Here is a 20,332-nt window from a genome sequence, read left to right as displayed (position 1 = left end):
AGCTCGAGCGTCAATCGTTCCCGGCGCGCGGTGCGGCGCCTGACGGACGCGAAGCGGACGGAGCCTACGGACGGGGCTGCAAAGCTCGTCATTTTAACAGATGGGCTGACATTTCCCTTGTCGATGCGCGGTGTTCCGGCACGCTTTTCCGTACAACCGCGCGCCTCCTATAATTCAGACGTCAGAACTGCCCGCCCCGAGCCGCCCGCCCGTGAGCACGACCCTTCTCTTCCATCCCACGCCCAACGCCGCCTACGGATTCCCGAACGCACGCCGGCTCGCGCACGTCGCGTCGCCGCACCAGCGCATCGAAGTCTGGGAAACGCCGCAGCTCGGCCGCCTGTTTACGCTGGACGGCCGGCCGATGACGTCGGTCGGCGACGAATACGTGTATCACGAGTGCATGACGCACCCGGCCGCACTCGCGCATCCGTGCCCGAAGAAGGCGCTCGTGCTCGGCGGCGGCGACGGCGGGGCCGCGCGCCAGTTGCTCAAGCACGCATGCATCGAGCGGATCGTCGTCGCGGAGCTCGACGACGAAGTGGTCGGCATGGCGCGCCGCTATCTCGACGACGTGCACCAGGGCGCACTCGACGACCCGCGCGTCGAGGTCGTGATCGGCGACGCCGCGCATTTCGTCACGTCGACCATCGAGCATTTCGATCTCGTCGTGTTTGACCTCACGCCGCCCGATTCGCCCGCGGCCGGCCTCTATACGCGCGAGTTCTACGCGCAACTCAAGCGGATCCTCACGCCGTGCGGCGCGATCTCGATGCACCTCGGCTCGCCGGAGTTCCACGCGGCGCGCATCGCCGCGCTGCTCGACGACCTGCGCGCGAGCTTCGCGGTCGTCGATCCGCTGTCCGCGCACGTGCCGCTATACGGCTCCCAATGGCTGATGGCGATCGCGAGCGATACGCTCGATGCGGCCGCGCTGTTCGCGCACGACGTCGACGAACGCCTCGCCGCACGCCACGTGCAGGGATTGCGCTACTACGATGCGCGACTTCATGCGGCCCTCTTTGCCCTGCCGTGCGCGCTGCGCGATACACTGGGCGCTCGCCGCTGAGCTGACGGGCGAACGCATTGTTCTGCAGGCAGGTCGCGCGTTCTCCCGCGCTCGACCTGCGACGCCCAGGCCCGGAACGATTCCGATGGCCCGCCCAGGTGTCCGCGACATGGCGCGGGCCGGGCGCCCGGGCGCCAATACCCGTTGGACCGCGAAGCATGGGACCGGCGTAGCCGCTCAAGCGCCAACACTGTTCGACAGGAGATTTTCATGACCGATCCACGTCCGGCCAACGTGCCTTGGTTGACACCCTATCTGGCCGTGCGCAATGCGCAGGCGGCCATCGCGTTCTTCCAGGCCGCATTCGGCTTCGAGCTGCGCGACGTCCTCGATGAAGACGGCGCGATCATGCACGTCGAGATGACCTACCGCGGGCAGCTGATCGTGATGTTCGCGCCCGAAGGCGCGTTCGGCTCGACCGCGCTCACGCCGAAGAGTGCGGACGCAACCGCCCCGCAATCGTTCTATCTGTATGTCGACGACGTCGACACGACCTGGCAGCGCGCGCTCGACGCGGGCGCGAAGTCGCTGACCGCGCCGCAGGACCAGTTCTGGGGCGACCGCTTCGCGCAGATCGAGGATCTCAACGGCTATCGGTGGGCGCTCGGTTGCCGCCTGAGCGCATGAACGGAGCCGCGCCCAACATGAGTGAAGCCACCACCACCGCGGCCGTGCCGCGCTTTTTCGTCGAAGCGGCGCTGCGCGCCGATGCGACGCTCACCCTGCCGGCCGATGTCGCGCGTCACGCGCAGGTGCTGCGGCTGCAGCCCGGCGACACGCTCGCACTGTTCGACGGCAGCGGCGGACAGTACCGCGCACGGCTCGTCGAGATCGACAAGCGCAACGCGCTCGCACAGATCGAAGCGTTCGACCCGGCCGAAGCCGAGCCGCCCTATCGCGTGACGCTCGCGCAGGGCATCGCCGGCGGCGACAAGATGGACTGGGTCATCGAGAAAGCCGTCGAGCTCGGCGTTGCGGCGGTCGTGCCGCTGTCGACCGCGCGCGGCGTCGTGAAACTGTCGGGCGAGCGCGCGGACAAGCGCGTCGCGCACTGGCGCGGCGTCGTGCGCGCGTCGTGCGAACAATGCGGACGCAACCGCGTGCCCGACGTCGCGCCGGTACGCGGCTTCGGCGCGTGGCTCGACACGCTGCCGGCCGCGCCGGCCGACGGTGAGCTGAGGCTGCTGCTGTCGCCGCGCGCGAGCATTCCGTTCGCGTCGTTGCCGGACGCGCCGCCCGCGGCAGTCGTCACACTGCTGATCGGGCCGGAAGGCGGACTGTCGCCGGACGAAGAAAACGCGGCCCGCGCGCACGGGTTCACCGCGTTGTCGCTCGGGCCCCGTGTGCTGCGCACCGAGACGGCCGGTGCGGCCGTGCTCGCCGCCCTCGCGGCACGCTGGGGCGGGTGGTGACGAGCGGGCCGTGCCGGGCCCCGACGGGGCACGGCACTTCCCGATCCGCCCATCGCCGCGCCGCGGCCGCGCTACGCGGGCATGCCGCCGCTTATCGCGACTTGTCGCTCGGCGCCCCGTCCGGCCGATGCCCGTGAACGACGCGCCGCGCCGGCCCGCCGGCCGCGCGCGGACGCAAAAAAGCCCGCTCGACGCGGGCTTTTCGGCAGATCGACCGCAGATGCGCGGCCGATGGATACGCGCTTAAGCGAACGAATAGAACACGCGGAACGCGACCTTGCGCTCGGCCCAGAACTCGGCCGCTTCGCGGAACACGTCCAGCAGCGTCTCGCGCCCTTCCTTGTCGAATTTCTGCGCGATCGGCAACCCTTCGAGGACGATCACGAAACCGGGCTGCGCGCCGGCCTTCGCGACGAGGTCGGTCAGGCAGTCGTACAGCGCGTCGTAGTTCTTCCCGAAATGCTTCGGAAACAGGAACGACGTCGCGATCGTCTCCATCACCTCCTGCTTCGACTGCGCTGCGCCGCAATACGCGTACAGGAAATGCTGGCCGAGCCGGCTGGCTTCGTCGGCGAGATCCTGCACGCGGAACGCGCGGATCGACTGCACGAGGTTGGGTCGCACGGTCGTGAAAAGGCTCATAGGCTCCTCGTTCGATGAAAGCCCGGGCTCGGCTTCCTGTTGCTCCGACGCGCCGCCGGCCTGTGCCACCGCGTGTAGTTGCATCACGCGCTGAAACAGATTGCCGTCGCCGGCCGCGAACAGTTCCGCTCCCGCCGTGTCGTGCGCGTAGATGGAGTCGCTCATGCCATTCATCCCGAAGTCATTCAACAATACGTTTAAAACTGTTGTAGTGGTCGTCCGTGTAATAACAGTTGTCGATCCGGCGCAACGGCCCGCCACAGACGATGCGGCGCGCGCCGCGATTGCGTGCGCGCGGCGTCGGCACCGTGTACTCGTGGTAGTAGCCGCGCTTCGCCTTCGGCAGGATCCGCTCGCGGTTGCCGAAGACGACGCCGTCTTTCTCGTACGGATAGGGGCCACCGGCGCCGATCAGGCCAAGCGTGGTCACGGCCTCGCGCGGCAGACGGGCGGTCGGGATCGTATCGACCCCGCCGACGGCCAGGTCGGCCGAAACGGCCTGCCGTGCGTAAGCGGCGGAAACCAGACTGCCCGTCGGTGTACCGACGATACCCATCGCGAACATCGCGAAGACGGACGCCAGCGCGCCGTTGCGGAGCCACTTGCGTGCCATGAACCAGGGTTCCCGCTGTTAAATCAAGTAGTTGACGACCAACCAAAGGCGTTAGCGTAGCGCTATTGTCCTTGCGAATCAATGTTCGTTTGGGAATCGAAAGCGTCGCGCGGCCCGGAATCGCGCATTTCTTACCGAAATAAGGCTACATTTAACTTTCATAGGATAAAATATCGGCGGCATCTCTCGCATGGCAAGACCCTGCCTCCTTGCCGCGCTCGCTACCCGGAGTGGAGAGATGCTGCTGTTGCTTATGGGAAGCGCGTTTGCGCCCTGCCCGACGGCGTGCCCCTTGCGGGCACGCCCCTTTTTGCTTTTGTTTACAATTTCGCCCGGCGCGCGGCACCGGTTGACCGGCGCCGCGCGTTCGTCCTGGCTCAGCGTGCGGCGTTCACGTCGGCGACCAGCAGCGCCGCCATGTTGACGATGCGGCGAACCGTCGCCGATTCGGTCAGCACGTGCACCGGCTGGGCTGCGCCCAGCAGGATCGGCCCGATCGCGATGTTGTTGCCGGCAGCCGTCTTCAGCAGGTTGTACGCGATGTTCGCGGCGTCGATGTTCGGCAGGATCAGCAGGTTCGCGTCGCCTTCGAGCGTCGATTCCGGCAGGATTTCCTTGCGCAGCGCCGCGTCGAGCGCCACGTCGCCGTGCATTTCGCCGTCGACCTTCAGCTCCGGCGCGCGTTCCTGCAGGATCGCGAGCGTATCGCGCATCTTCTTCGCCGAAGGGGCGTTGCTCGTGCCGAAATTCGAGTGCGACACCAGCGCGACCTTCGGCTCGATGCCGAACCGGCGCACTTCTTCCGCGGCCATGATCGTGATCTCGGCGAGCTCTTCCGGCGTCGGATCGACGTTCACGTGCGTATCGACCAGGAAAATCTGGCGACCCGGCAGAACGAGGCCGTTCATCGCCGCGTACACGCTGCAGCCCGGGCGCTTGCCGATCACCTGGTCGATGAAGTGCAGGTGGCGGTGCGTCGTGCTGATCGTGCCGCAGATCATCCCGTCCGCTTCGCCCTTCTTCACCAGCATCGAGCCGATCAGCGTCGTGCGGCGGCGCATCTCGACGCGGGCCAGCTGCTCGCTGATGCCCTTGCGCGACATCATCTTGTAGTACGTCTGCCAGAAGTCGCGGTAGCGCTCGTCGTGCTCGGTGTTGACGACCGTGAAATCGGTGCCCGGCGTGAGGCGCAGGCCGTAGCGCTGGATACGGTGCTCGATCACCGACGGGCGACCGATCAGGATCGGCGTCGCGAGCTTCTCGTCGACGATGATCTGGACGGCGCGCAACACGCGCTCTTCCTCGCCTTCGGCGAACACCACGCGCTTCTTCTCTGCCGGCGCGGCGCGCGCGATCTGGAAGATCGGCTTCATCGTCGTGCCGCTGTGATACACGAACTGCTGGAGGTGAACGCGGTACGCCTCCATGTCCTCGATCGGGCGCGTCGCGACGCCGCCATCCATCGCGGCCTGCGCGACGGCCGGCGCGATCTTGACGATCAGGCGCGGATCGAACGGCTTCGGAATCAGGTAGTCGGGCCCGAACGACAAGTCCTGAATGCCGTATGCGGTCGCGACGATGTCGCTCTGCTCCTGCTGCGCGAGTTCGGCGATCGCGTTGACGGCCGCGATCTCCATTTCACGCGTGATCGTCGTCGCGCCGACGTCGAGCGCGCCGCGGAAGATGAACGGGAAGCACAGGACGTTGTTGACCTGGTTCGGATAGTCGGTGCGGCCGGTGGCCAGCACGGCGTCCGGGCGCACTTCGAGCGCCAGTTCCGGCAGGATTTCCGGCGTCGGGTTCGCGAGCGCGAGGATCAGCGGGCGCTCGGCCATGCCCTTCACCATCTCCTGCTTCAGCACGCCCGCAGCCGACAGGCCGAGGAAGATGTCCGCGCCTTCGATCACCTCGGCCAGCGTGCGGGCTTCGGTTTCGCGCGCGAAACGCTCCTTGTCCGGATCCATCAGCTCGGTGCGGCCCTTATAGACCACGCCGGCCAGGTCGGTCACCAGGATGTTCTCGATCGGCAGGCCGATGTCGACCAGCAGGTCCAGACACGCGAGCGCGGCCGCACCCGCGCCCGACGCGACGAGCTTCACCTTCTTGATGTCCTTGCCGACGACCTTCAGGCCGTTCGTGACGGCCGCGGCCACGACGATCGCGGTGCCGTGCTGGTCGTCGTGGAATACCGGAATCTTCATCCGCTTGCGCGCTTCGCGCTCGACGATGAAGCAGTCCGGCGCCTTGATGTCTTCCAGGTTGATCCCGCCGAAGGTCGGCTCCAGCGCGGCGATCACGTCGACCAGCTTGTGCGGGTCCGACTCGTTCAGTTCGATGTCGAACACGTCGATGCCGGCGAACTTCTTGAACAGTACGGCCTTGCCTTCCATCACCGGCTTCGACGCGAGCGGGCCGATGTTGCCGAGCCCGAGCACCGCGGTGCCGTTCGTGACCACGCCGACGAGGTTGCTGCGCGCGGTGAAGCGCGCGGCGTTCAGCGGGTTCTCGACGATCTCCTCACACGCATACGCGACGCCCGGCGAATACGCGAGCGCGAGGTCGCGCTGGTTGATCATCTGCTTGGTGGGGGCGATCGCGATCTTCCCGGGAGTCGGGAATTCGTGATAATCGAGAGCGGCTTCGCGAAGCTTGGCTTTGGAGGAGGCTTGGGTCGACATGTGTCTCTTGACGGGCGGATTAGAATAACTGTTCGACGGCATTGTAGCGCCAATCGAAGGCCGCCAGACCGGCGATTCGGGTGCGACAGCCGCGACAAAAATGGTCTGAACGGTGCAGGAACGGCGCCGTTCGCTGCGTACAATGCCGTTCCTTTCATCGCTTCCGGGTCCGTCCGCCGTGCCAGCCGCCTTGTCCGAGTTTTCGCTGATCGATCGCTTCTTCGCGCGCCGCGCGGCCCGCGGGGCGCGTGCGTCGACGCTCGGCATCGGTGACGATTGCGCGCTGATCGCGCCGCGATCCGGAAAATTGCTGGCCATTTCGACGGACATGCTGGTCGAAGGCCGCCATTTCTTTCCCGATGTCGCGCCCGACGCACTCGGCCACAAGACGCTCGCGGTCAACCTGTCCGATCTCGCGGCGATGGGCGCCGAGCCGCGCGCGTTCACGCTCGCGTGCGCGCTGCCGCGCGCCGACGCCGCGTGGCTCGAGGCGTTCAGCAACGGGCTGTTCGCCCTCGCCGAACGGTTCGGCTGCGAACTGATCGGCGGCGACACGACGAGCGGGCCGCTGAACCTGTGCGTGACCGTGTTCGGTGAAGTCGCGCCGGATGCGGCGCTGCGGCGCGATGCCGCGCGCGACGGCGACGACGTCTGGGTGTCCGGCACGCTCGGCGACGCCCGCGCGGGGCTCGGGCTCGCACGCGGCGAATGGAGCGCCGGCGCGGCCGAAGCTGCCGCGTTCCGGCAGGCGCTCGAGCGTCCCGAGCCGCGCATCGCGCTGGGGCTGGCACTCGCGGGCGTCGCGCATGCGGCGCTCGACATCTCGGACGGCCTCGCCGGCGACCTGCGGCACATCCTGACCCGCTCGAACGTGCGCGCCGACATCGACGCCGACGCGGTGCCGCGCTCGGCCGCGCTCGCGACGCTGCCGCCCGACGTGCAGCGACGCTGCACGCTGGCCGGCGGCGACGACTACGAACTGTGCTTCACGGCCCCGGTCGCGTCCCGCGCGGCGGTCGAGGCAGCGGGCGCAAGCAGCGGCGTTCGGGTCACGCGAGTCGGTACAATACATGCGTTGTCCTCGCCGTCGGAGCAGCCCGCGATCGCGTGGCGCGACGTCGCCGGCACGCCCCTGACTCTCACGTTGCACGGTTTCGACCACTTCCATGCAGACTGACCCGACGACCGCACCGAACGCGGCCGCGTCCGGCGCCGCCCGGAACGCGCCGCAGCGCGCCACCGTGCGCTTCATGCTGTCGCATCCGGCGCACATCGTGTCGCTCGGCTTCGGCAGCGGGCTCGCGCCGTTCATGCCCGGCACGTTCGGCTCGCTGTTCGGGTGGCTGACGTTCGTCGTGCTGAACCGCTACCTGACGGTGCCCGAATGGTGGGCGCTGATCGCGCTCGGGTTCGTCGCCGGCACGTGGATCACCGGCTTCACCGCACGCAGGATGGGCACGACCGATCCGGGCGCCATCGTCTGGGACGAAATCGTCGCGATCTGGCTCGTGATGCTGTTCGTCACGCCCGCGACCTTCATCGGCCAGTTGTGGGCGTTCGTCGCGTTCCGCTTCTTCGACATGCTCAAGCCGCCGCCGATCCGCTATTTCGATCGTCGCGTGAAAGGCGGGCTCGGCATCATGGTCGACGACCTGATCGCCGCGTTCATGACGCTGCTCGTGATCGCCCTGTGGCGCTCCGCCGTCAGCTGACCGTTTTTCCCGACTCCCGTTTCCCGACGCGCATGCCAACCGATTCCGTCGTCCACCAGCTTGCGATCCGCGCAGGCAACAAGCTGCGTGACGAGCACCTGTCGCTCGCCACCGCCGAATCCTGCACGGGCGGCATGATCGCCGCGGCGATCACCGACATCTCCGGCAGCAGCCAGTGGTTCGAGCGCGGCTTCGTCACGTACTCGAACCAGGCCAAGAGCGAGATGATCGGCGTGCCGCCCGACCTGATCGAGAAACACGGCGCCGTCAGCGAGCCGGTCGCGCGCGCGATGGCCGAAGGCGCGCTGCGCAACAGCCGCGCGCAGGTTGCGCTGGCCGTCACCGGCATCGCCGGCCCGGCGGGCGGCAGCGAGAAAAAGCCGGTCGGCACCGTGTCGTTCGCGTGGAGCAACCGGCTGCATACCGACGTCGAGACCCGCGTGTTCAAGGGCGACCGCGAGCAGATTCGCACGCAGGCCGCCGCGCATGCGCTGCGCGGGCTGCTGACGCTGCTCGACGAGCGCGAAGGCTGATCCAAGGCTGAACCCAGGCTGATTTGCCGCCGCAACGGCAGGGGCGGCCTGCGCCCCTCCCCGCTTACTGGATCGCGTCGGGCTTCACGACGATCCAGTTCTTGTCCGCCGTCACCGGCAGGCCGAGCGCTTTCTGCTTCGCGGCCGATTCGTCCGACCACGCGCGGATCTGCGCCATCTGCTTGTCCTTCTTGTTGACCCAGACGCGCACGCCGCCGCGCGCGACGTCGGTCGCATTCAGCAGCATGTAGCCGTCGGACGTCGGCGTGTCGCCCGCGACGAGCACCGGCTTCTTCCACTGGTCGATCCAGCCGACGATCGAGCCGAGCTTGCCTTCGTACCACGTCATCGGGTTCATCAGGAACGGCGTGATCACGAGGTTGCGGTTCGCGGCCTCGTCGTACTTGCCGGCCTTGATCTGCAGCCGCGACGTCGTCAGCGCGCCCGTCGCCGGGTTGCGCAGCAGCGTCGTCACGCCGATCACATTCTGCGGCTTCACGTTGTAGCCGTATTTCGGATCGGACAGCACGAGCCGCGCGAGCTCCTCGTGCGCGGCGGTCATCACATAGACCTCGATCCCGTTCTCGCGCAGCGCGTTGTACAGCTCCTGCATGCCGCGGAAGAAGCGCGGCGGGTTCGCGGCGCCGTCGACGACCTTGTCGCCCTGCCAGTAACGGATCGGCACCGGCTTGCCGTCGGCGAGCATCGCGTCGACGTGGCGCTTCAGGTCCGCGAGCGACAGCCCCGCGAACGCCTGCGCGATCCACGGGTAGCAGACCAGGTCGTCGATCTCGCAAAGCCGGTAGTAGTAGCTCGTCAGCGATTCCTTGTAGTCGGCGGAATCCTTGAACGGGATCAGCTTCAGCGACGGATCGAGCGAGTCGCGCGTGAGCACGCCGCGGTTCTCGAGATACGGCAGCAGCGATTCCTCGAGATCGTAGCGGTAGGTCGTGTTGTCGGCGTCGAACACCGCGTAGTCGCCGCGATTCGCATGGGCGGCGATCATCGCGTTCAGCGCCTTCGCGCTGTCCGCCGGCCAGTGCGACAGGTCCGCCGCGTGGGCGAACGACATGCACAACGACGCGGCAAGCGCGCTCAGAATACGGCGGGACAGCTTGGGCATGACGTCGCTCCCTTTCGTGACAGTATGGTGACAAATCGATGACGAGGGCCTGATCCCCGGCAGCATCGCGCGATTGCGGCGCGGGCATGCGGTGCGGAAGCGACGGGAAGTTGTTCGCGTGCGCCAATGCGGCAGGCGCTGGAGGCACACGCGCGGCCCGCGAATGCGGGCGCGGCGGTGAAAGGCCGCCCGGACGGGCGGCCGGTATTTCAGCGATGCGCGTTGATCGTGTCGCGCGTCTTCTGCGCGGCGAGCGCCGCGGCTTCGGCGAAATCCTCGTCCTTGCTCGCGTACAGGATCGCGCGCGACGAGTTGATCATCATGCCGGTGCCGTCCGCCGTGCGGCCCGCGTTGACGGTGGCCTCTACGTCGCCGCCCTGCGCGCCGATGCCGGGAATCAGCAACGGCATGTCGCCGACGATCCCGCGCACGATCTCGATTTCCTTCGGGAACGTCGCGCCGACCACGAGGCCGAGCTGGCCGTTCTTCGCATTCCACTTGTTCGCCGCGAGGTCGGCCACGACCTGGTACAGCGGCCGGCCGTTTGTCTCGAGGAACTGCAGGTCCGAGCCACCCGGGTTCGACGTGCGGCACAGCACGATCACGCCCTTGCCTTCATGCTCGAAGTACGGCTCGACCGAGTCGTAGCCCATGTACGGGTTCACGGTGACCGCGTCCGCGCGATAGCGCTCGAACGCCTCGCGCGCGTATTGCTCGGCGGTGCTGCCGATGTCGCCGCGCTTCGCGTCGAGGATCACGGGCAGGCCCGGATGCTGGAGGTGGATGTGCGCGATCAGGCGCTCGAGCTGGTCTTCGGCGCGATGCGCGGCGAAGTACGCGATCTGCGGCTTGAACGCACTCGCATACGGTGCGGTCGCGTCGACGATCTGCCGGCAGAATTCGAAGATCGCGTCGGGCTGGCCGTCGAACTGCACGGGAAAGCGCGACGGCTCGGGATCGAGGCCGACGCACAGCAGCGAATTCGTGCGCTGCCACGCGGCGCGCAGCGATTCGATGAAAGTAAGCGGGGAAGACATGGCGGATACTCGCGGCAAACCGTTGGTAGACCGCGTATTTTACCCGCGTCGCCGGCGTCCCTCGCGCGCGGCCGCATCGACGCGTGCATCGGCCCGCTCGACGGTGAACGCGAAACGCCGCGTGAGCCGCTCGCCCGGCGCGAGCAGCGTCATGCCGTGCGCGGCCGCGCCGCCCGGCAGGTTCACCGCGTTGATCGGATGATCAACGGGTTCGAAGCAGAAGAAATCCTCGCCGGGCGGCGTATACAGCACGTACGCATCGGCGTCGGCCGCCACCGTCAGCGACAGCCCGCGGCGCGGCCAGCTCACCGCCGCGTGGCCGCCCCAGCCGGTGAACGCATGATTGACGAGCGTCGCCGGCAACGGATACGCGACGCCGAACTGCCAGGCCGGCGGCACGCTCACGTGCCGCACCGGCAGGAAATCGGCGCCCGACAGCCACAGCCCACCCGCGGCCGCGGCAAGCTCGGTCACGTCGTCGCGCACCAGGAACGGATGCACGCCAAGACCGAACGGCAGCCGCGCGCGCCCCGCATTCTCGATCGTCAGTGCGATCGACAGCGTCGTGTCGTCGAGCGCGAACGACTGGATCGCGCGAAACGCATACGGCGCACCGCTCGCGCGATCGAGCGACAGCTGCAGCGTCGTGTCGGTCGCGTCGTCCACCTGCCACGGCGCGAGCCAGCCGTCGCCGTGAATCGGCAGCGGCTCGTCGCGACGATTGCGCGGCACCGCGACGCTGCGCCCGTCGCATTCGAAGCGGCCGTTGCCGATCCGGTTCGAATACGGCAGCAGCGGATAGCACGCGAGTTCATTCGGATCCGTGGCCGTTTCCGGGTGCTCGCAGCGGCGGAACACCGGCACCAGCGCGCCGTGGTCGCCGCGCCAGTCGAAGCGCGCGATGCCGCCGCCGAGGTGCGGCAGCACGTCGAGCCGCAGCGCCGCGTTCGACAGCGTGACGGCCGCGGCATGGGCGGCGCCGACGCCCTGCGCGAACGCGGCGGTCTGCGGGCCGGCGCTGACCGGCTGCGCGGCGGCAGCCAGGCGCGCGCGGCGCGACTGGCTCGTGGACGACAAGGCGCGCGAGGACGTGGCGGTCATGGTGAACTCCTTTGCTTCGTCGATGAAACGATACGGGTCGTCGCACGGTGCCGCGCGAACATCAACACCAACAATCAGGCCCAGCCGCCGTCGACCACCACGTCCTGCGCGGTGATCATCCGGCTGTCGTCGGCCGCGAGAAACAGCGCCATGCGCGCGAGATCGTCCGGCAGCAGTTCGGCGTCGATGCACTGGCCCGCCTTGATCGCCGCGCGGCCCGCGTCGTCGAGCCATAGCTTGCGCTGCTTGTCGGTCATCACCCAGCCGGGCACCAGCGAATTCACGCGGATCCCGAACGGGCCGAGATCGCGCGCGAGCCCGCGCGTGAGCCCCTGCACGGCCGCCTTCGCCATCACATAGACGGGATAGCCGCCGTTCTTCAGCATCCAGCTGATCGAGCCGAGATTGACGATCGCGCCGCCGCCGCGCTGCTTCATGTCGTCGATCACCGCCTGCGCGGCGAAGAACTGATGGCGCAGGTTCACGGCGATGCCTGCGTCGAACGACGCCGGTGTCACGTCGCCGATCGCATGGCGCGTGTCGTTCGCCGCGTTGTTCACGAGCACCGCGATCGCGCCGATCCGGGCGCGGATCGCGTCGATCGCATGGCGCAGCGCGTCGATGTCGGTCAGGTCGCACGGCAGGAACAGCGGTGCGTGGCGTACCTCCGGCATCTGCGCGAGGCTTTCCGCGAGCGCCTGGCCCGCCTGCGCGTCGAGATCGACGAACGCGACGCGCGCGCCCTGCCGCGCGAAGTGCTCGACGAACGCCGCGCCGATCCCGGTCGCGCCGCCCGTGATCAGCACCGCGCGATCCTCGAGGCTCGGGTAGCGCGCATAGCGCGCGTCGCTCGCGGCGCGCGGATCCTGCGCGGAAGTTTCGATGGTCATGCGAATCGTCTCCGTGGAATCGGTCAGTCGCGTACGCCGCGGTTCTTCAGCTGGTCGAGCAGCACGGCCGCGAGCAGGATCGCGCCGCGCACCAGGTACTGGTAGAACGCGTCGATGTTCATCAGGTTCATCACGTTCTCGACGGTGCCCATGATCAGCACGCCGATCACGACGCCCGAGATCGTCGCGCGGCCGCCCATCAGCGACACGCCGCCGAGCACGCATGCGGAGATCACGTTCAGCTCGAAGCCCTGCGCGGCGTTCGGCTGGCCCGACGTGATGCGCGACGCGAGGATCACCCCGGCGAGCGCCGTCACCGCGCCCTGGATCAGGAAGATGTAGACGCGCGTGCGTTCGACGTTGATCCCCGCCAGGCGCGACGCCTCCGGGTTGCCGCCGATCGCGAGCGTATTGCGGCCGTAGACAGTCTGGTTCAGCAGCACGCCGAACACGATGAAGCACAGGAGCGTGACCCAGATCGGCAGCGATACGCCGAAGAGCGACAGCCCGCCGAGCGCGATGAACGTGTCCGACGACACGCCGACCGCCTGCCCCTTCGACACGATGAAGCCGAGCCCGCGCACGATTTCCATCGTCGCGAGCGTCGTGATCAGCGCGTTGATGCGCAGGTACGCGATCACCGCGCCATTCACGAACCCGATCGCCGCACCGGCGGCGACCGCCGCGATGATCGCGACGAACGTGTTGTCGGTCGCGTTCAGCACCATCGCGCACAGCACGCCGGAGAACGCGACGGTCGAACCGATCGACAGGTCGAAATCGCGCGAGGCCAGACAGAACATCATCGTGCACGCGACCATCCCGATCTGCGAGATCGACAGCGCGAGGCCGAGCATGTTGTCGATCGAGAAGAAGTGATCGACCGTCAGCGACATGGTCAGGAACATCACCGCGAAGATCGCGATCAGGCTGTATTCGGTGAGGTGCTGCCACCACTTCTGGCGGTCGCTCTGCTGTGGAACCAGCGCGTCGGCCGATGGCTTCACGGCTGCGCTGGCGAGGTTTTCCCGGACTTGCATGGTTGTGTCTCCTGCTCCTGCTTCGCGCGGCCCGCGCCGCGCGTGATCGATTCGAATAGCGTGCGTCGCCCGCGGCGACCTGACACCGCGTCAGGCCGCCTCGGCGACGCTCGTTTGCGGCAGCGCGAGGCTGAGCACCGCATGCTCGTTCGCCTGCTCGCGCGACAGCTCGCCCGCGATGCGGCCTTCGCGCATCACGACGATGCGGTCGGACACGCCGAGCACTTCCGGCAGTTCCGACGACACCATCACGATCGCACAGCCGCGCTCCGCGAGCCGGTAGATCACGTCGTAGATCTCGTGCTTCGCGCCGACGTCGATCCCGCGCGTCGGCTCATCGAGGATCACGACCTTCAGGTCGGGCTCCGCGAGCCAGCGCGACAGGATCGCCTTCTGCTGGTTGCCGCCCGACAGGAAGCGGATCTTCTGCCGGCGGTTCGGCGTCTTGATCTTCAGCCGCTGGATAAAGCGGTCGGCCGTTTCGATCTCGGTCTTGCGGTCGATGAAGAGCCCGGCGCGCAGCGAATGGCGGCGGCAGCTGATGTTGATGTTCTCCGCGACCGACGCCATCGCGATGATCCCTTCTTCCTTGCGGTCCTCCGGACACAGCACGATGCCGTGGCGGATCGCGTCGCCAGTGCGCTTCACGTCGATGCGCTTGCCGTCGAGCGTCAGCTCGCCCGCGCGCCGGCGGTCCGCGCCGTACACGAGCCGCATCAGTTCGCTGCGCCCCGCGCCGACCAGCCCGAAGAACCCGATGATCTCGCCCGCGCGCACCGAGAAGCTCGCCGGTTCGCGCAGCGCCGGGCCGTCGACGCCTTCGGCCGAAAACCGCACGTCGCCGAGCGCGCGCGGCGCGTAATGGTAGATGTCCGAAATCTCGCGCCCGACCATCTCGGCGACGAGCTGCTCGCGCGGCACGTCGGCGAGCGATTCGTGCGACGCGATCTTGCGCCCGTCGCGGAAGATCGTGCACGCATCGCACAGCCGGTAGATCTCGTCCATCCGGTGCGAGATGTAGATCAGCGCGCGGCCCTGCGCGCGCAGGTCGTCGACGAGCTTGAACAGCACCTCGGTCTCGCGATGCGACAGCGAGCTCGTCGGCTCGTCGAGCGCGATCACGCGCGCGTTGCGCATCAGCGCCTTGCAGATCTCGACCATCTGCCGCTGCGCGATCGACAGCCGCCCGAGCTTCGCGTCGGGATCGAGATCGACGCCCATCGCGGCGAGCCGCTCGCGCACATGGCGCTTCGCCTCGCCCTTCTTCACCCAGCCGAGCGCGTTCGGCAGGCGGCCGAGCAGCAGGTTCTCCGCGACCGTCAGGTCGGGCACGTACTGCAGTTCCTGGTGAATCACCGCAATGCCGGCCGCGATCGACGCGGCCGCACTCGAGAAATGCACGGGCTGGCCGTCGACCAGCACGCTGCCCGCATCGGGCTGGTATTCGCCGCCGAGAATCTTCAGCAGCGTCGACTTGCCCGCGCCGTTCTCGCCCATCAGGCCATGCACCTCGCCCGCATGCACGTCGAACGAGATGCCGTCGAGTGCGCGCACGCCGGGAAATACCTTGCCGATATTGTCAAAACGCAGTGCCGCTGACACGTCGTCTCCCCACTTTGCAGATCCATCGATCGCCGGCTGCCGCATCGCCGCGGCAGCCGGCAAGCCGCTTACTTCGATGCGAGCCCCATCTCGTCGCGCACCTTCGACACGTTGTCGCGCGTCGCGAGCATGCCCGTCGTCAGCGTCAGCGCCGGCGGTGCCTTGCCCTGCGTGATCCAGGCGTACATCAGGTCCGAGGTTTCCTCGCCGTGGCGCTTCGGGCTGATGATCACGGTGCCGTAGAAGCCCGTCGGCTGCGGCTTCTTGAATTCGCTGAGCGCCGAATCGGAACCGCCGATGCCGATGCCGATCATGTTGTCCGCCTTGAAGCCGCGCCCTTCGGCCGCGCGCACCGCGCCGAGCACGGCTTCGTCGTTCAGGCCGTAGGCGACCCAGTGCTTGAACTGCGGGTTCTTGGTGAGCGCGATGTTCGCCGCGTTGAACGCGTTCTCGGTGTCGGTCTTCGCCTGCGGCGCCGCGATCACGTTCGCCTTCGGGAAACCGGCCGCCACCAGCGCGTCGGTCGCGCCGCTCGTGCGGTCGTGCGCGGTCGGCAGCTGCTCGTACGTGATGTCGATCGCGCCGACGTCCTTCATGTTCCAGCCGCGCTTCTTGATCTCGGCCGCGATGCCGTCGCCGACCTGCTTGCCGATGTTGTACGCGGAAATGCCCATGTGCGGCACCGACTCGATCGGCTTGCCCGCGCCGTCGACGAGGCGGTCGTCGACCGTCATCATCTTCAGGTTGTGCGACTTCGCCTTCGCGACGATGCCCGGCCCGAGCTTCACGTCGGGCGTGCAGATGATGAAGCCCTGCACCTTCTGCGCGGACAGGTTGTCGATCGCGCTCATCACCTTCTCGCCCGACGGCGCGCCGATCTTCACGAGCGTGAAGCCCTTGTCCTTCGCGGCCATCTCGGCGAACTTCCACTCGTCCTGGAACCACGGCTCTTCCGGCTGCTTCACCAGAAAGCCGATCTTGACCGGATCGGCCGCGTGCGCAACCGGACTCCCCATCACCACCGCCGCCGCGGCGGCCAGCGTTACGAACGTTCTGCGTTTCATCTCCAGTGTCTCCTTGTCTTCATCGAACAGGATGCAGCCGCTTGTTGGTTTCGACGCAGCGTGCGCGCGGCCGTCGCACGTGCGGTCTTTCGAATCATTGCGTCAATCGTGGTACAGCGCCGCGCGCCCGCCGTCGACGGTGATGCACGCGGCATTGATGAACGGCGCCTCGTCGGAGGCGAGGAACACGGCCGTCATCGCGACTTCCTCCGGTTTGCCGATCCGCTTCATCGGCTGCAGCGCGAGCGTCTCGGCGCGCGCCGCGGCCGGGTCGGCTTGCGCATCCCACCAGTCGCGCGTGAGCTGCGTCTCGATGTAGCCGGGCGCGATCGCGTTCATCCGCACGTTGCGCGCCGCGTATTCGATGCCGAGCGCGCGCGTGAGGCCCAGCACGCCGTGTTTCGCGACCGGGTACGGAAAGCAGCCCGGGATGATCCGGAACGCATGCGTCGACGCGATGTTCACGATGCTGCCGCGACCGCGTTCGACCATCCCGGGCAGCGCCGCGCGGCAGCCGTGCCACACGCCGTCGAGGTCGACCGCGAAGCAGCGGCGCCAGTCGTCGTCCGTCATCGTCAGCGGATCGGCGAACACGTTGATGCCGGCGTTGTTCACCAGCACGTCGAGCGGGCCGAGCGTCGCTTCGGTCTGCGCGAACGCGTCGCGCACCGAGTCCTGCCGCGCGACGTCCGCATGCAGCGCGAGCACGCGCGCGCCGTCGATGCCGGCGGCGATCGCAGCGGCCGTGCGCTGCGCCTGCGGGAAGTCGAGGTCGACGAGCGCGACGGCCGCGCCCTCGCGCGCGAACGCCTGCGCGATCGCGGCGCCGATCCCGCGGCCCGCGCCCGTCACCACCGCGACCTTGCCCGCGAGACGTCCCATCATGCGGCTCCGCCCAGCGCCGCGCGCAGGCCGGCCTGGAACGCGCGCGCATTCGCCAGGGTTGCGTCCGCCGACTGGCCGGGCCGGTACAGCGCCGAGCCGAGGCCGAAGCCGTTGGCGCCGGCCACGAGGAACGGCTGCATGTTGTCCGGCGCAATCCCGCCGACCGGAATCAGCGGCACCGCGCGGTCGATCACCGCGCGCCACGCCTTCACGACGGGCACGCCGAGCTGCTCGGCCGGGAACATCTTCAGCACGTCGGCGCCGTTCGCGAGCGCGGCGAACGCCTCGGTCGGCGTCGCGACGCCCGGTGCGCTCGCGAGCCCGCGCTCGCGCGCGCGGCGGATCACGGCCGCGTCGCTGTGCGGCATCACGATCAGCGTGCCGCCGGCGTCCTGCACGCGGTCGACGAATTCGGCGCGCAGCACGGTGCCCGCGCCGACGATCATGTCGTCCGGCAACGCGCGGCGCAGCGCCGCGATGCTGTCGAACGGATCGGGCGAGTTGAGCGGCACCTCGACGATCCGCAAGCCGGCTTCGTGCAGCGCGAGGCCGTGGTCGGCCGCTTCGGCGGGCGTGATGCCGCGCATGATCGCGATCAGCGGGCACGCGTCGAACGCTCTCATCAATGCGGGATGCGGCGTGTACGGCGCGGGCAACGTCAGGTCGGACGACATCGAGGGTTCCTCTTCAATCGGTTCATTGATCGGCGCAGACGGGTTCGCCGTCCGCGCGCACGAGTCCGGCACGCGATGCGATCTGCCACAGGCCGCGCTCGGTCGCCTGCGCGACGACGCGCGCATGCAGGCAGCCGAACACGCGCAGCGCGTCGACATAGCGCGCGCACAATCCGTCGTCGCCGATCAGCAGCAGCGGCTGGTTCGCGAGCGCGACACCGCGCTCCGCGAGCATCGCGTCGAGCGCGCCGAGTTCGTGGCCGATCAGCAGGCCGGACAGGTAGTCGCCCTGTGCATCGGGCGCGAGCCGGTCGGTCAGGCCGAGCGTGCGTGTGCTGAAGATCGTCGCGAGCAGCCCCGCGCGCTGCGCGCCGCGTGCCACCGCGACGCCGCGCGCGAATGCCGCGCGGTCGGGCGACGGGCTCGCGCGCATCGTGCGGCCGAGGATCGTATGGTCGCGCAGCGCCGCGAACAGCTCGCCCGTCATGAAAGTCTGGAAGCGCTCGATGAGCCCGTCCTTCACCCACGCCCACTTCGCATGCGTGCCCGGCAAGCCGATCAGTAGCCCTGAACGATCGGCATCAAGCATGGGATCGTTCGCGAGTGCGCCGAATATCTGCGTTTCTTCGCCGCGCATCACGTCGGGCAACTCGCCCGTCGCGATCACGCCCGGCACGATCGACACCGCCGTGCCGCGCGCCGTCGTCACCGTGACGAGGCCCGCGACGAGCGCGTCGGCGCCGGCCGGCACCGCGACGTACGGCGCCTCGCGCCAGCCCTGCGCGCTACCGACCATCCCGGCGGCCAGCACCGGCACGCCCGGCGCGCGGTCGAGCCAGTCGCCGCACGCTTCCTCGAACACGACGTCGAATGCACGCGCGCCGCCGGCCGGCACATGCATCACGCCCGCCGCGCGACTGCGCGTGTCGAGCAGCGCCCCGTGCGCATCGAACAGATACGCGCGCAGCGACGTCGTGCCCCAGTCGAGCGCAATCAGCGACGGGGCGGCGGAGTTGGCGTCCGGAGCGGTCCGGGTCGAATGGGTCATCGTTTGATCCTGCGGGTACCCTGCGGCGGGCTCCAGCCCAGTTCCGCGGAAATGGCTCGCGCTTCGCGCTGCACAAGCGGAATCAGTTCATCCATCCGGTCGTGCGGCATGTACGGAATCGTGCTCGCGACCGACACGGCCGCGACGACCGCGCCCGATGCGTCGCGAATCGGCGCGGCCACGCAGCGGATCGACGCCTCGTTTTCCTCGAGGTCGAACGTGTAGCCACCGGCCGCGTAATGCGCCATGCGCTGCAGGAACGCGCTCGTCTCGGGCCGGTTGTCCGGCTTGAAATTGACGCCGGCCAGTGCGCGGCGCGCGGCTTCGAACAGCGAGCGCCACAGGTCCGGATCGAGGTCGAGCATCATCGCCTTGCCGATGCCGGTGGATGCGAGCGGCATCCGGTGGCCGACGCGCGAACGCATCTCGAGGCCGCGCGTGCCGGGAATCTTGTCGATGTACAGCACGTCGTCGCCGTCGCGCACGCCGAGGTGAATCGTGTCGAGCGTCGCTTCCGCGAGCGCCTCGAGGTGCGGCCGCGCGACCGCCGTGAGCGGCATCTGCTCGAGTGCGATCGTGCCGAGCTCGATCAGCTTCGGGCCGAGCAGGTAACCGCCCTGCACCTGCCGCAGGTAGCGCGCCTGCACAAGGCTGCTGACGAGACGGTGCGTCGTGCTGCGCGTCGTGCCGAGCGCGGCGCCGATCGCACGCATGTCGCGCGCGCCGTTCGCGATCGCCTCGAGGATCGCGAGACCGCGCAACAGTGTCTGCGTGCCGGCCTGCTGCGCGGCGAGATCGAGCGGCGTGCTGGTCGCGCCGATGCTGTCGGTCAGCGGCGCATCGTCCGGCGTCGCGCGCCGGGCGTCGAGAGCAAGGGAATCGGGCATCTTGGTCATGGAACGGGCTGTTCAGCGGAATCGGTGAAGCCGCGGTCGCGAGGCCGGAACGAGGTCGGGCGTCGCGGCAACGCGGCGGTCGATGCACCGAGGAAAGCGCCCGGCGAACTTCATGGAATGTGTCTCCGTGTGCGTCGGGCGCCGCGCGATGCGTGGGTCCGAAGCTGTCGATGTGCTTCGGATTGTAGGAGCGCACGCACTCGTCTCCAATATTTGAATGCGTTGTCCAGATACTGAGAAGAACCGGCAATCGCCGTGAAACGGCCGTGCCACGTGCACGGGGGCGGAACCGGACGCGTCGCGGGTTCCGCCC

The 20,332-nt window shown here is 68.3% G+C and carries 20 protein-coding genes; 6 read left to right on the top strand and 14 right to left on the bottom strand.

Annotated elements, in window-relative coordinates; genetic code table 11:
• The first annotated feature begins 211 nt into the window (after positions 1-211).
• The 3 genes from speE to LMA02_RS02695 all read left to right on the top strand — a co-directional run bounded on the left by speE (position 212) and on the right by LMA02_RS02695 (position 2,481).
• A complete protein-coding gene (gene speE / locus LMA02_RS02705; protein ID WP_166725824.1) occupies positions 212-1,069 on the top strand; it encodes a polyamine aminopropyltransferase in 858 nt (285 codons plus the stop codon).
• A gap of 210 nt (positions 1,070-1,279) precedes the next feature.
• The gene (locus LMA02_RS02700) at positions 1,280-1,696 is read left to right on the top strand and encodes a VOC family protein (protein WP_228906836.1); all 417 of its coding nucleotides are present in this window, start codon (positions 1,280-1,282) and stop codon (positions 1,694-1,696) included.
• 17 nt (positions 1,697-1,713) lie between these two features.
• Positions 1,714-2,481 carry a 16S rRNA (uracil(1498)-N(3))-methyltransferase gene (locus LMA02_RS02695; protein WP_175668781.1) on the top strand — a complete coding sequence of 256 codons (768 nt, stop codon included), beginning with the start codon at positions 1,714-1,716 and terminating at the stop codon, positions 2,479-2,481.
• 243 nt (positions 2,482-2,724) lie between these two features.
• Here the strand turns inward: LMA02_RS02695 and LMA02_RS02690 are convergent, their stop codons facing one another.
• The 3 genes from LMA02_RS02690 to LMA02_RS02680 form a co-directional block, all read right to left on the bottom strand.
• A complete protein-coding gene (locus tag LMA02_RS02690) occupies positions 2,725-3,288 on the bottom strand; it encodes a barstar family protein (RefSeq protein ID WP_006753300.1) in 564 nt (187 codons plus the stop codon).
• A 16-nt stretch (positions 3,289-3,304) separates the two neighbouring features.
• Positions 3,305-3,736 carry a ribonuclease gene (locus LMA02_RS02685; RefSeq protein WP_006760307.1) on the bottom strand — a complete coding sequence of 144 codons (432 nt, stop codon included), beginning with the start codon at positions 3,734-3,736 and terminating at the stop codon, positions 3,305-3,307.
• A gap of 377 nt (positions 3,737-4,113) precedes the next feature.
• Entirely contained in the window at positions 4,114-6,456 is a 2,343-nt protein-coding gene (locus LMA02_RS02680) for an NADP-dependent malic enzyme (RefSeq protein WP_284894894.1), read from the bottom strand.
• A 136-nt stretch (positions 6,457-6,592) separates the two neighbouring features.
• Here LMA02_RS02680 and thiL point away from each other — a divergent pair, with 136 nt between their 5' ends.
• Genes thiL through LMA02_RS02665 form a run of 3 tightly spaced genes read left to right on the top strand, consistent with a single transcriptional unit; the run spans position 6,593 to position 8,659 of the window.
• Positions 6,593-7,591, top strand: a complete 999-nt coding sequence (gene thiL, locus LMA02_RS02675; protein ID WP_228906834.1) for a thiamine-phosphate kinase — start codon at positions 6,593-6,595, stop codon at positions 7,589-7,591.
• The gene (locus tag LMA02_RS02670) at positions 7,581-8,126 is read left to right on the top strand and encodes a phosphatidylglycerophosphatase A (RefSeq protein ID WP_228906832.1); all 546 of its coding nucleotides are present in this window, start codon (positions 7,581-7,583) and stop codon (positions 8,124-8,126) included. The genes thiL and LMA02_RS02670 overlap by 11 nt, the downstream gene beginning before the upstream one ends.
• A gap of 32 nt (positions 8,127-8,158) precedes the next feature.
• On the top strand, positions 8,159-8,659 hold the full coding sequence (locus LMA02_RS02665; protein ID WP_228906830.1) for a CinA family protein: 501 nt from the start codon (positions 8,159-8,161) through the stop codon (positions 8,657-8,659).
• Between the two features lie 64 nt (positions 8,660-8,723).
• Here the strand turns inward: LMA02_RS02665 and LMA02_RS02660 are convergent, their stop codons facing one another.
• From LMA02_RS02660 to LMA02_RS02610, 11 genes are all read right to left on the bottom strand, one after another.
• Positions 8,724-9,782 carry a haloacid dehalogenase-like hydrolase gene (locus LMA02_RS02660; RefSeq protein ID WP_126227140.1) on the bottom strand — a complete coding sequence of 353 codons (1,059 nt, stop codon included), beginning with the start codon at positions 9,780-9,782 and terminating at the stop codon, positions 8,724-8,726.
• A 209-nt stretch (positions 9,783-9,991) separates the two neighbouring features.
• On the bottom strand, positions 9,992-10,819 hold the full coding sequence (pyrF, locus tag LMA02_RS02655; RefSeq protein ID WP_228906828.1) for an orotidine-5'-phosphate decarboxylase: 828 nt from the start codon (positions 10,817-10,819) through the stop codon (positions 9,992-9,994).
• Between the two features lie 39 nt (positions 10,820-10,858).
• Positions 10,859-11,920: an aldose 1-epimerase gene (locus LMA02_RS02650; protein WP_228906825.1), complete on the bottom strand. Its 1,062-nt coding sequence runs from the start codon at positions 11,918-11,920 to the stop codon at positions 10,859-10,861.
• Positions 11,921-11,994: 74 nt separating this feature from the next.
• A complete protein-coding gene (locus LMA02_RS02645; protein WP_228906824.1) occupies positions 11,995-12,810 on the bottom strand; it encodes an SDR family NAD(P)-dependent oxidoreductase in 816 nt (271 codons plus the stop codon).
• 23 nt (positions 12,811-12,833) lie between these two features.
• Complete coding sequence (gene araH / locus LMA02_RS02640) at positions 12,834-13,850, bottom strand: L-arabinose ABC transporter permease AraH (protein ID WP_012363061.1); 1,017 nt, start codon at positions 13,848-13,850, stop codon at positions 12,834-12,836.
• A gap of 90 nt (positions 13,851-13,940) precedes the next feature.
• Positions 13,941-15,452 (bottom strand): L-arabinose ABC transporter ATP-binding protein AraG, encoded by a 1,512-nt coding sequence (gene araG / locus LMA02_RS02635; RefSeq protein ID WP_228906817.1) that lies wholly within the window; start codon positions 15,450-15,452, stop codon positions 13,941-13,943.
• Positions 15,453-15,520: 68 nt separating this feature from the next.
• Positions 15,521-16,516, bottom strand: coding sequence for an arabinose ABC transporter substrate-binding protein (locus LMA02_RS02630; RefSeq protein ID WP_006761975.1), 996 nt, complete (start codon positions 16,514-16,516; stop codon positions 15,521-15,523).
• A 102-nt stretch (positions 16,517-16,618) separates the two neighbouring features.
• The gene (locus tag LMA02_RS02625; RefSeq protein WP_228907598.1) at positions 16,619-17,398 is read right to left on the bottom strand and encodes an SDR family oxidoreductase; all 780 of its coding nucleotides are present in this window, start codon (positions 17,396-17,398) and stop codon (positions 16,619-16,621) included.
• Positions 17,398-18,075 carry a 2-dehydro-3-deoxy-6-phosphogalactonate aldolase gene (locus tag LMA02_RS02620; RefSeq protein ID WP_228906811.1) on the bottom strand — a complete coding sequence of 226 codons (678 nt, stop codon included), beginning with the start codon at positions 18,073-18,075 and terminating at the stop codon, positions 17,398-17,400. The genes LMA02_RS02625 and LMA02_RS02620 overlap by 1 nt, the downstream gene beginning before the upstream one ends.
• Positions 18,076-18,097: 22 nt before the next feature.
• Entirely contained in the window at positions 18,098-19,123 is a 1,026-nt protein-coding gene (locus tag LMA02_RS02615) for a 2-dehydro-3-deoxygalactonokinase (protein WP_228906809.1), read from the bottom strand.
• Positions 19,120-20,019, bottom strand: coding sequence for an IclR family transcriptional regulator (locus LMA02_RS02610; protein WP_006758899.1), 900 nt, complete (start codon positions 20,017-20,019; stop codon positions 19,120-19,122). The genes LMA02_RS02615 and LMA02_RS02610 overlap by 4 nt, the downstream gene beginning before the upstream one ends.
• Between the last annotated feature and the right edge of the window lie 313 nt (positions 20,020-20,332).

The organism is Burkholderia sp. B21-005 (assembly GCF_020843965.1).
GTDB lineage: Bacteria > Pseudomonadota > Gammaproteobacteria > Burkholderiales > Burkholderiaceae > Burkholderia > Burkholderia ambifaria.
Note: the sequence above shows the minus strand (reverse complement) of the source record. Positions and strands in the feature narration are given on the sequence as shown.

What these genes read in the sequence shown, in the direction of transcription:
- LMA02_RS02680 (WP_284894894.1), bottom strand. Translation starts at nt 6,456, where the DNA reads ATGCCGTCGAACAGTTATTCTAATCCGCCCGTCAAGAGACACATGTCG.
- LMA02_RS02670 (WP_228906832.1), top strand. Translation starts at nt 7,581, where the DNA reads ATGCAGACTGACCCGACGACCGCACCGAACGCGGCCGCGTCCGGCGCC.
- LMA02_RS02665 (WP_228906830.1), top strand. Translation starts at nt 8,159, where the DNA reads ATGCCAACCGATTCCGTCGTCCACCAGCTTGCGATCCGCGCAGGCAAC.
- LMA02_RS02645 (WP_228906824.1), bottom strand. Translation starts at nt 12,810, where the DNA reads ATGACCATCGAAACTTCCGCGCAGGATCCGCGCGCCGCGAGCGACGCG.
- LMA02_RS02610 (WP_006758899.1), bottom strand. Translation starts at nt 20,019, where the DNA reads ATGACCAAGATGCCCGATTCCCTTGCTCTCGACGCCCGGCGCGCGACG.
- LMA02_RS02620 (WP_228906811.1), bottom strand. Translation starts at nt 18,075, where the DNA reads ATGTCGTCCGACCTGACGTTGCCCGCGCCGTACACGCCGCATCCCGCA.
- LMA02_RS02625 (WP_228907598.1), bottom strand. Translation starts at nt 17,398, where the DNA reads ATGGGACGTCTCGCGGGCAAGGTCGCGGTGGTGACGGGCGCGGGCCGC.
- araH (WP_012363061.1), bottom strand. Translation starts at nt 13,850, where the DNA reads ATGCAAGTCCGGGAAAACCTCGCCAGCGCAGCCGTGAAGCCATCGGCC.
- LMA02_RS02690 (WP_006753300.1), bottom strand. Translation starts at nt 3,288, where the DNA reads ATGAGCGACTCCATCTACGCGCACGACACGGCGGGAGCGGAACTGTTC.
- LMA02_RS02630 (WP_006761975.1), bottom strand. Translation starts at nt 16,516, where the DNA reads ATGAAACGCAGAACGTTCGTAACGCTGGCCGCCGCGGCGGCGGTGGTG.
- LMA02_RS02700 (WP_228906836.1), top strand. Translation starts at nt 1,280, where the DNA reads ATGACCGATCCACGTCCGGCCAACGTGCCTTGGTTGACACCCTATCTG.
- LMA02_RS02685 (WP_006760307.1), bottom strand. Translation starts at nt 3,736, where the DNA reads ATGGCACGCAAGTGGCTCCGCAACGGCGCGCTGGCGTCCGTCTTCGCG.
- LMA02_RS02695 (WP_175668781.1), top strand. Translation starts at nt 1,714, where the DNA reads ATGAGTGAAGCCACCACCACCGCGGCCGTGCCGCGCTTTTTCGTCGAA.
- pyrF (WP_228906828.1), bottom strand. Translation starts at nt 10,819, where the DNA reads ATGTCTTCCCCGCTTACTTTCATCGAATCGCTGCGCGCCGCGTGGCAG.
- LMA02_RS02660 (WP_126227140.1), bottom strand. Translation starts at nt 9,782, where the DNA reads ATGCCCAAGCTGTCCCGCCGTATTCTGAGCGCGCTTGCCGCGTCGTTG.
- LMA02_RS02615 (WP_228906809.1), bottom strand. Translation starts at nt 19,123, where the DNA reads ATGACCCATTCGACCCGGACCGCTCCGGACGCCAACTCCGCCGCCCCG.
- LMA02_RS02650 (WP_228906825.1), bottom strand. Translation starts at nt 11,920, where the DNA reads ATGACCGCCACGTCCTCGCGCGCCTTGTCGTCCACGAGCCAGTCGCGC.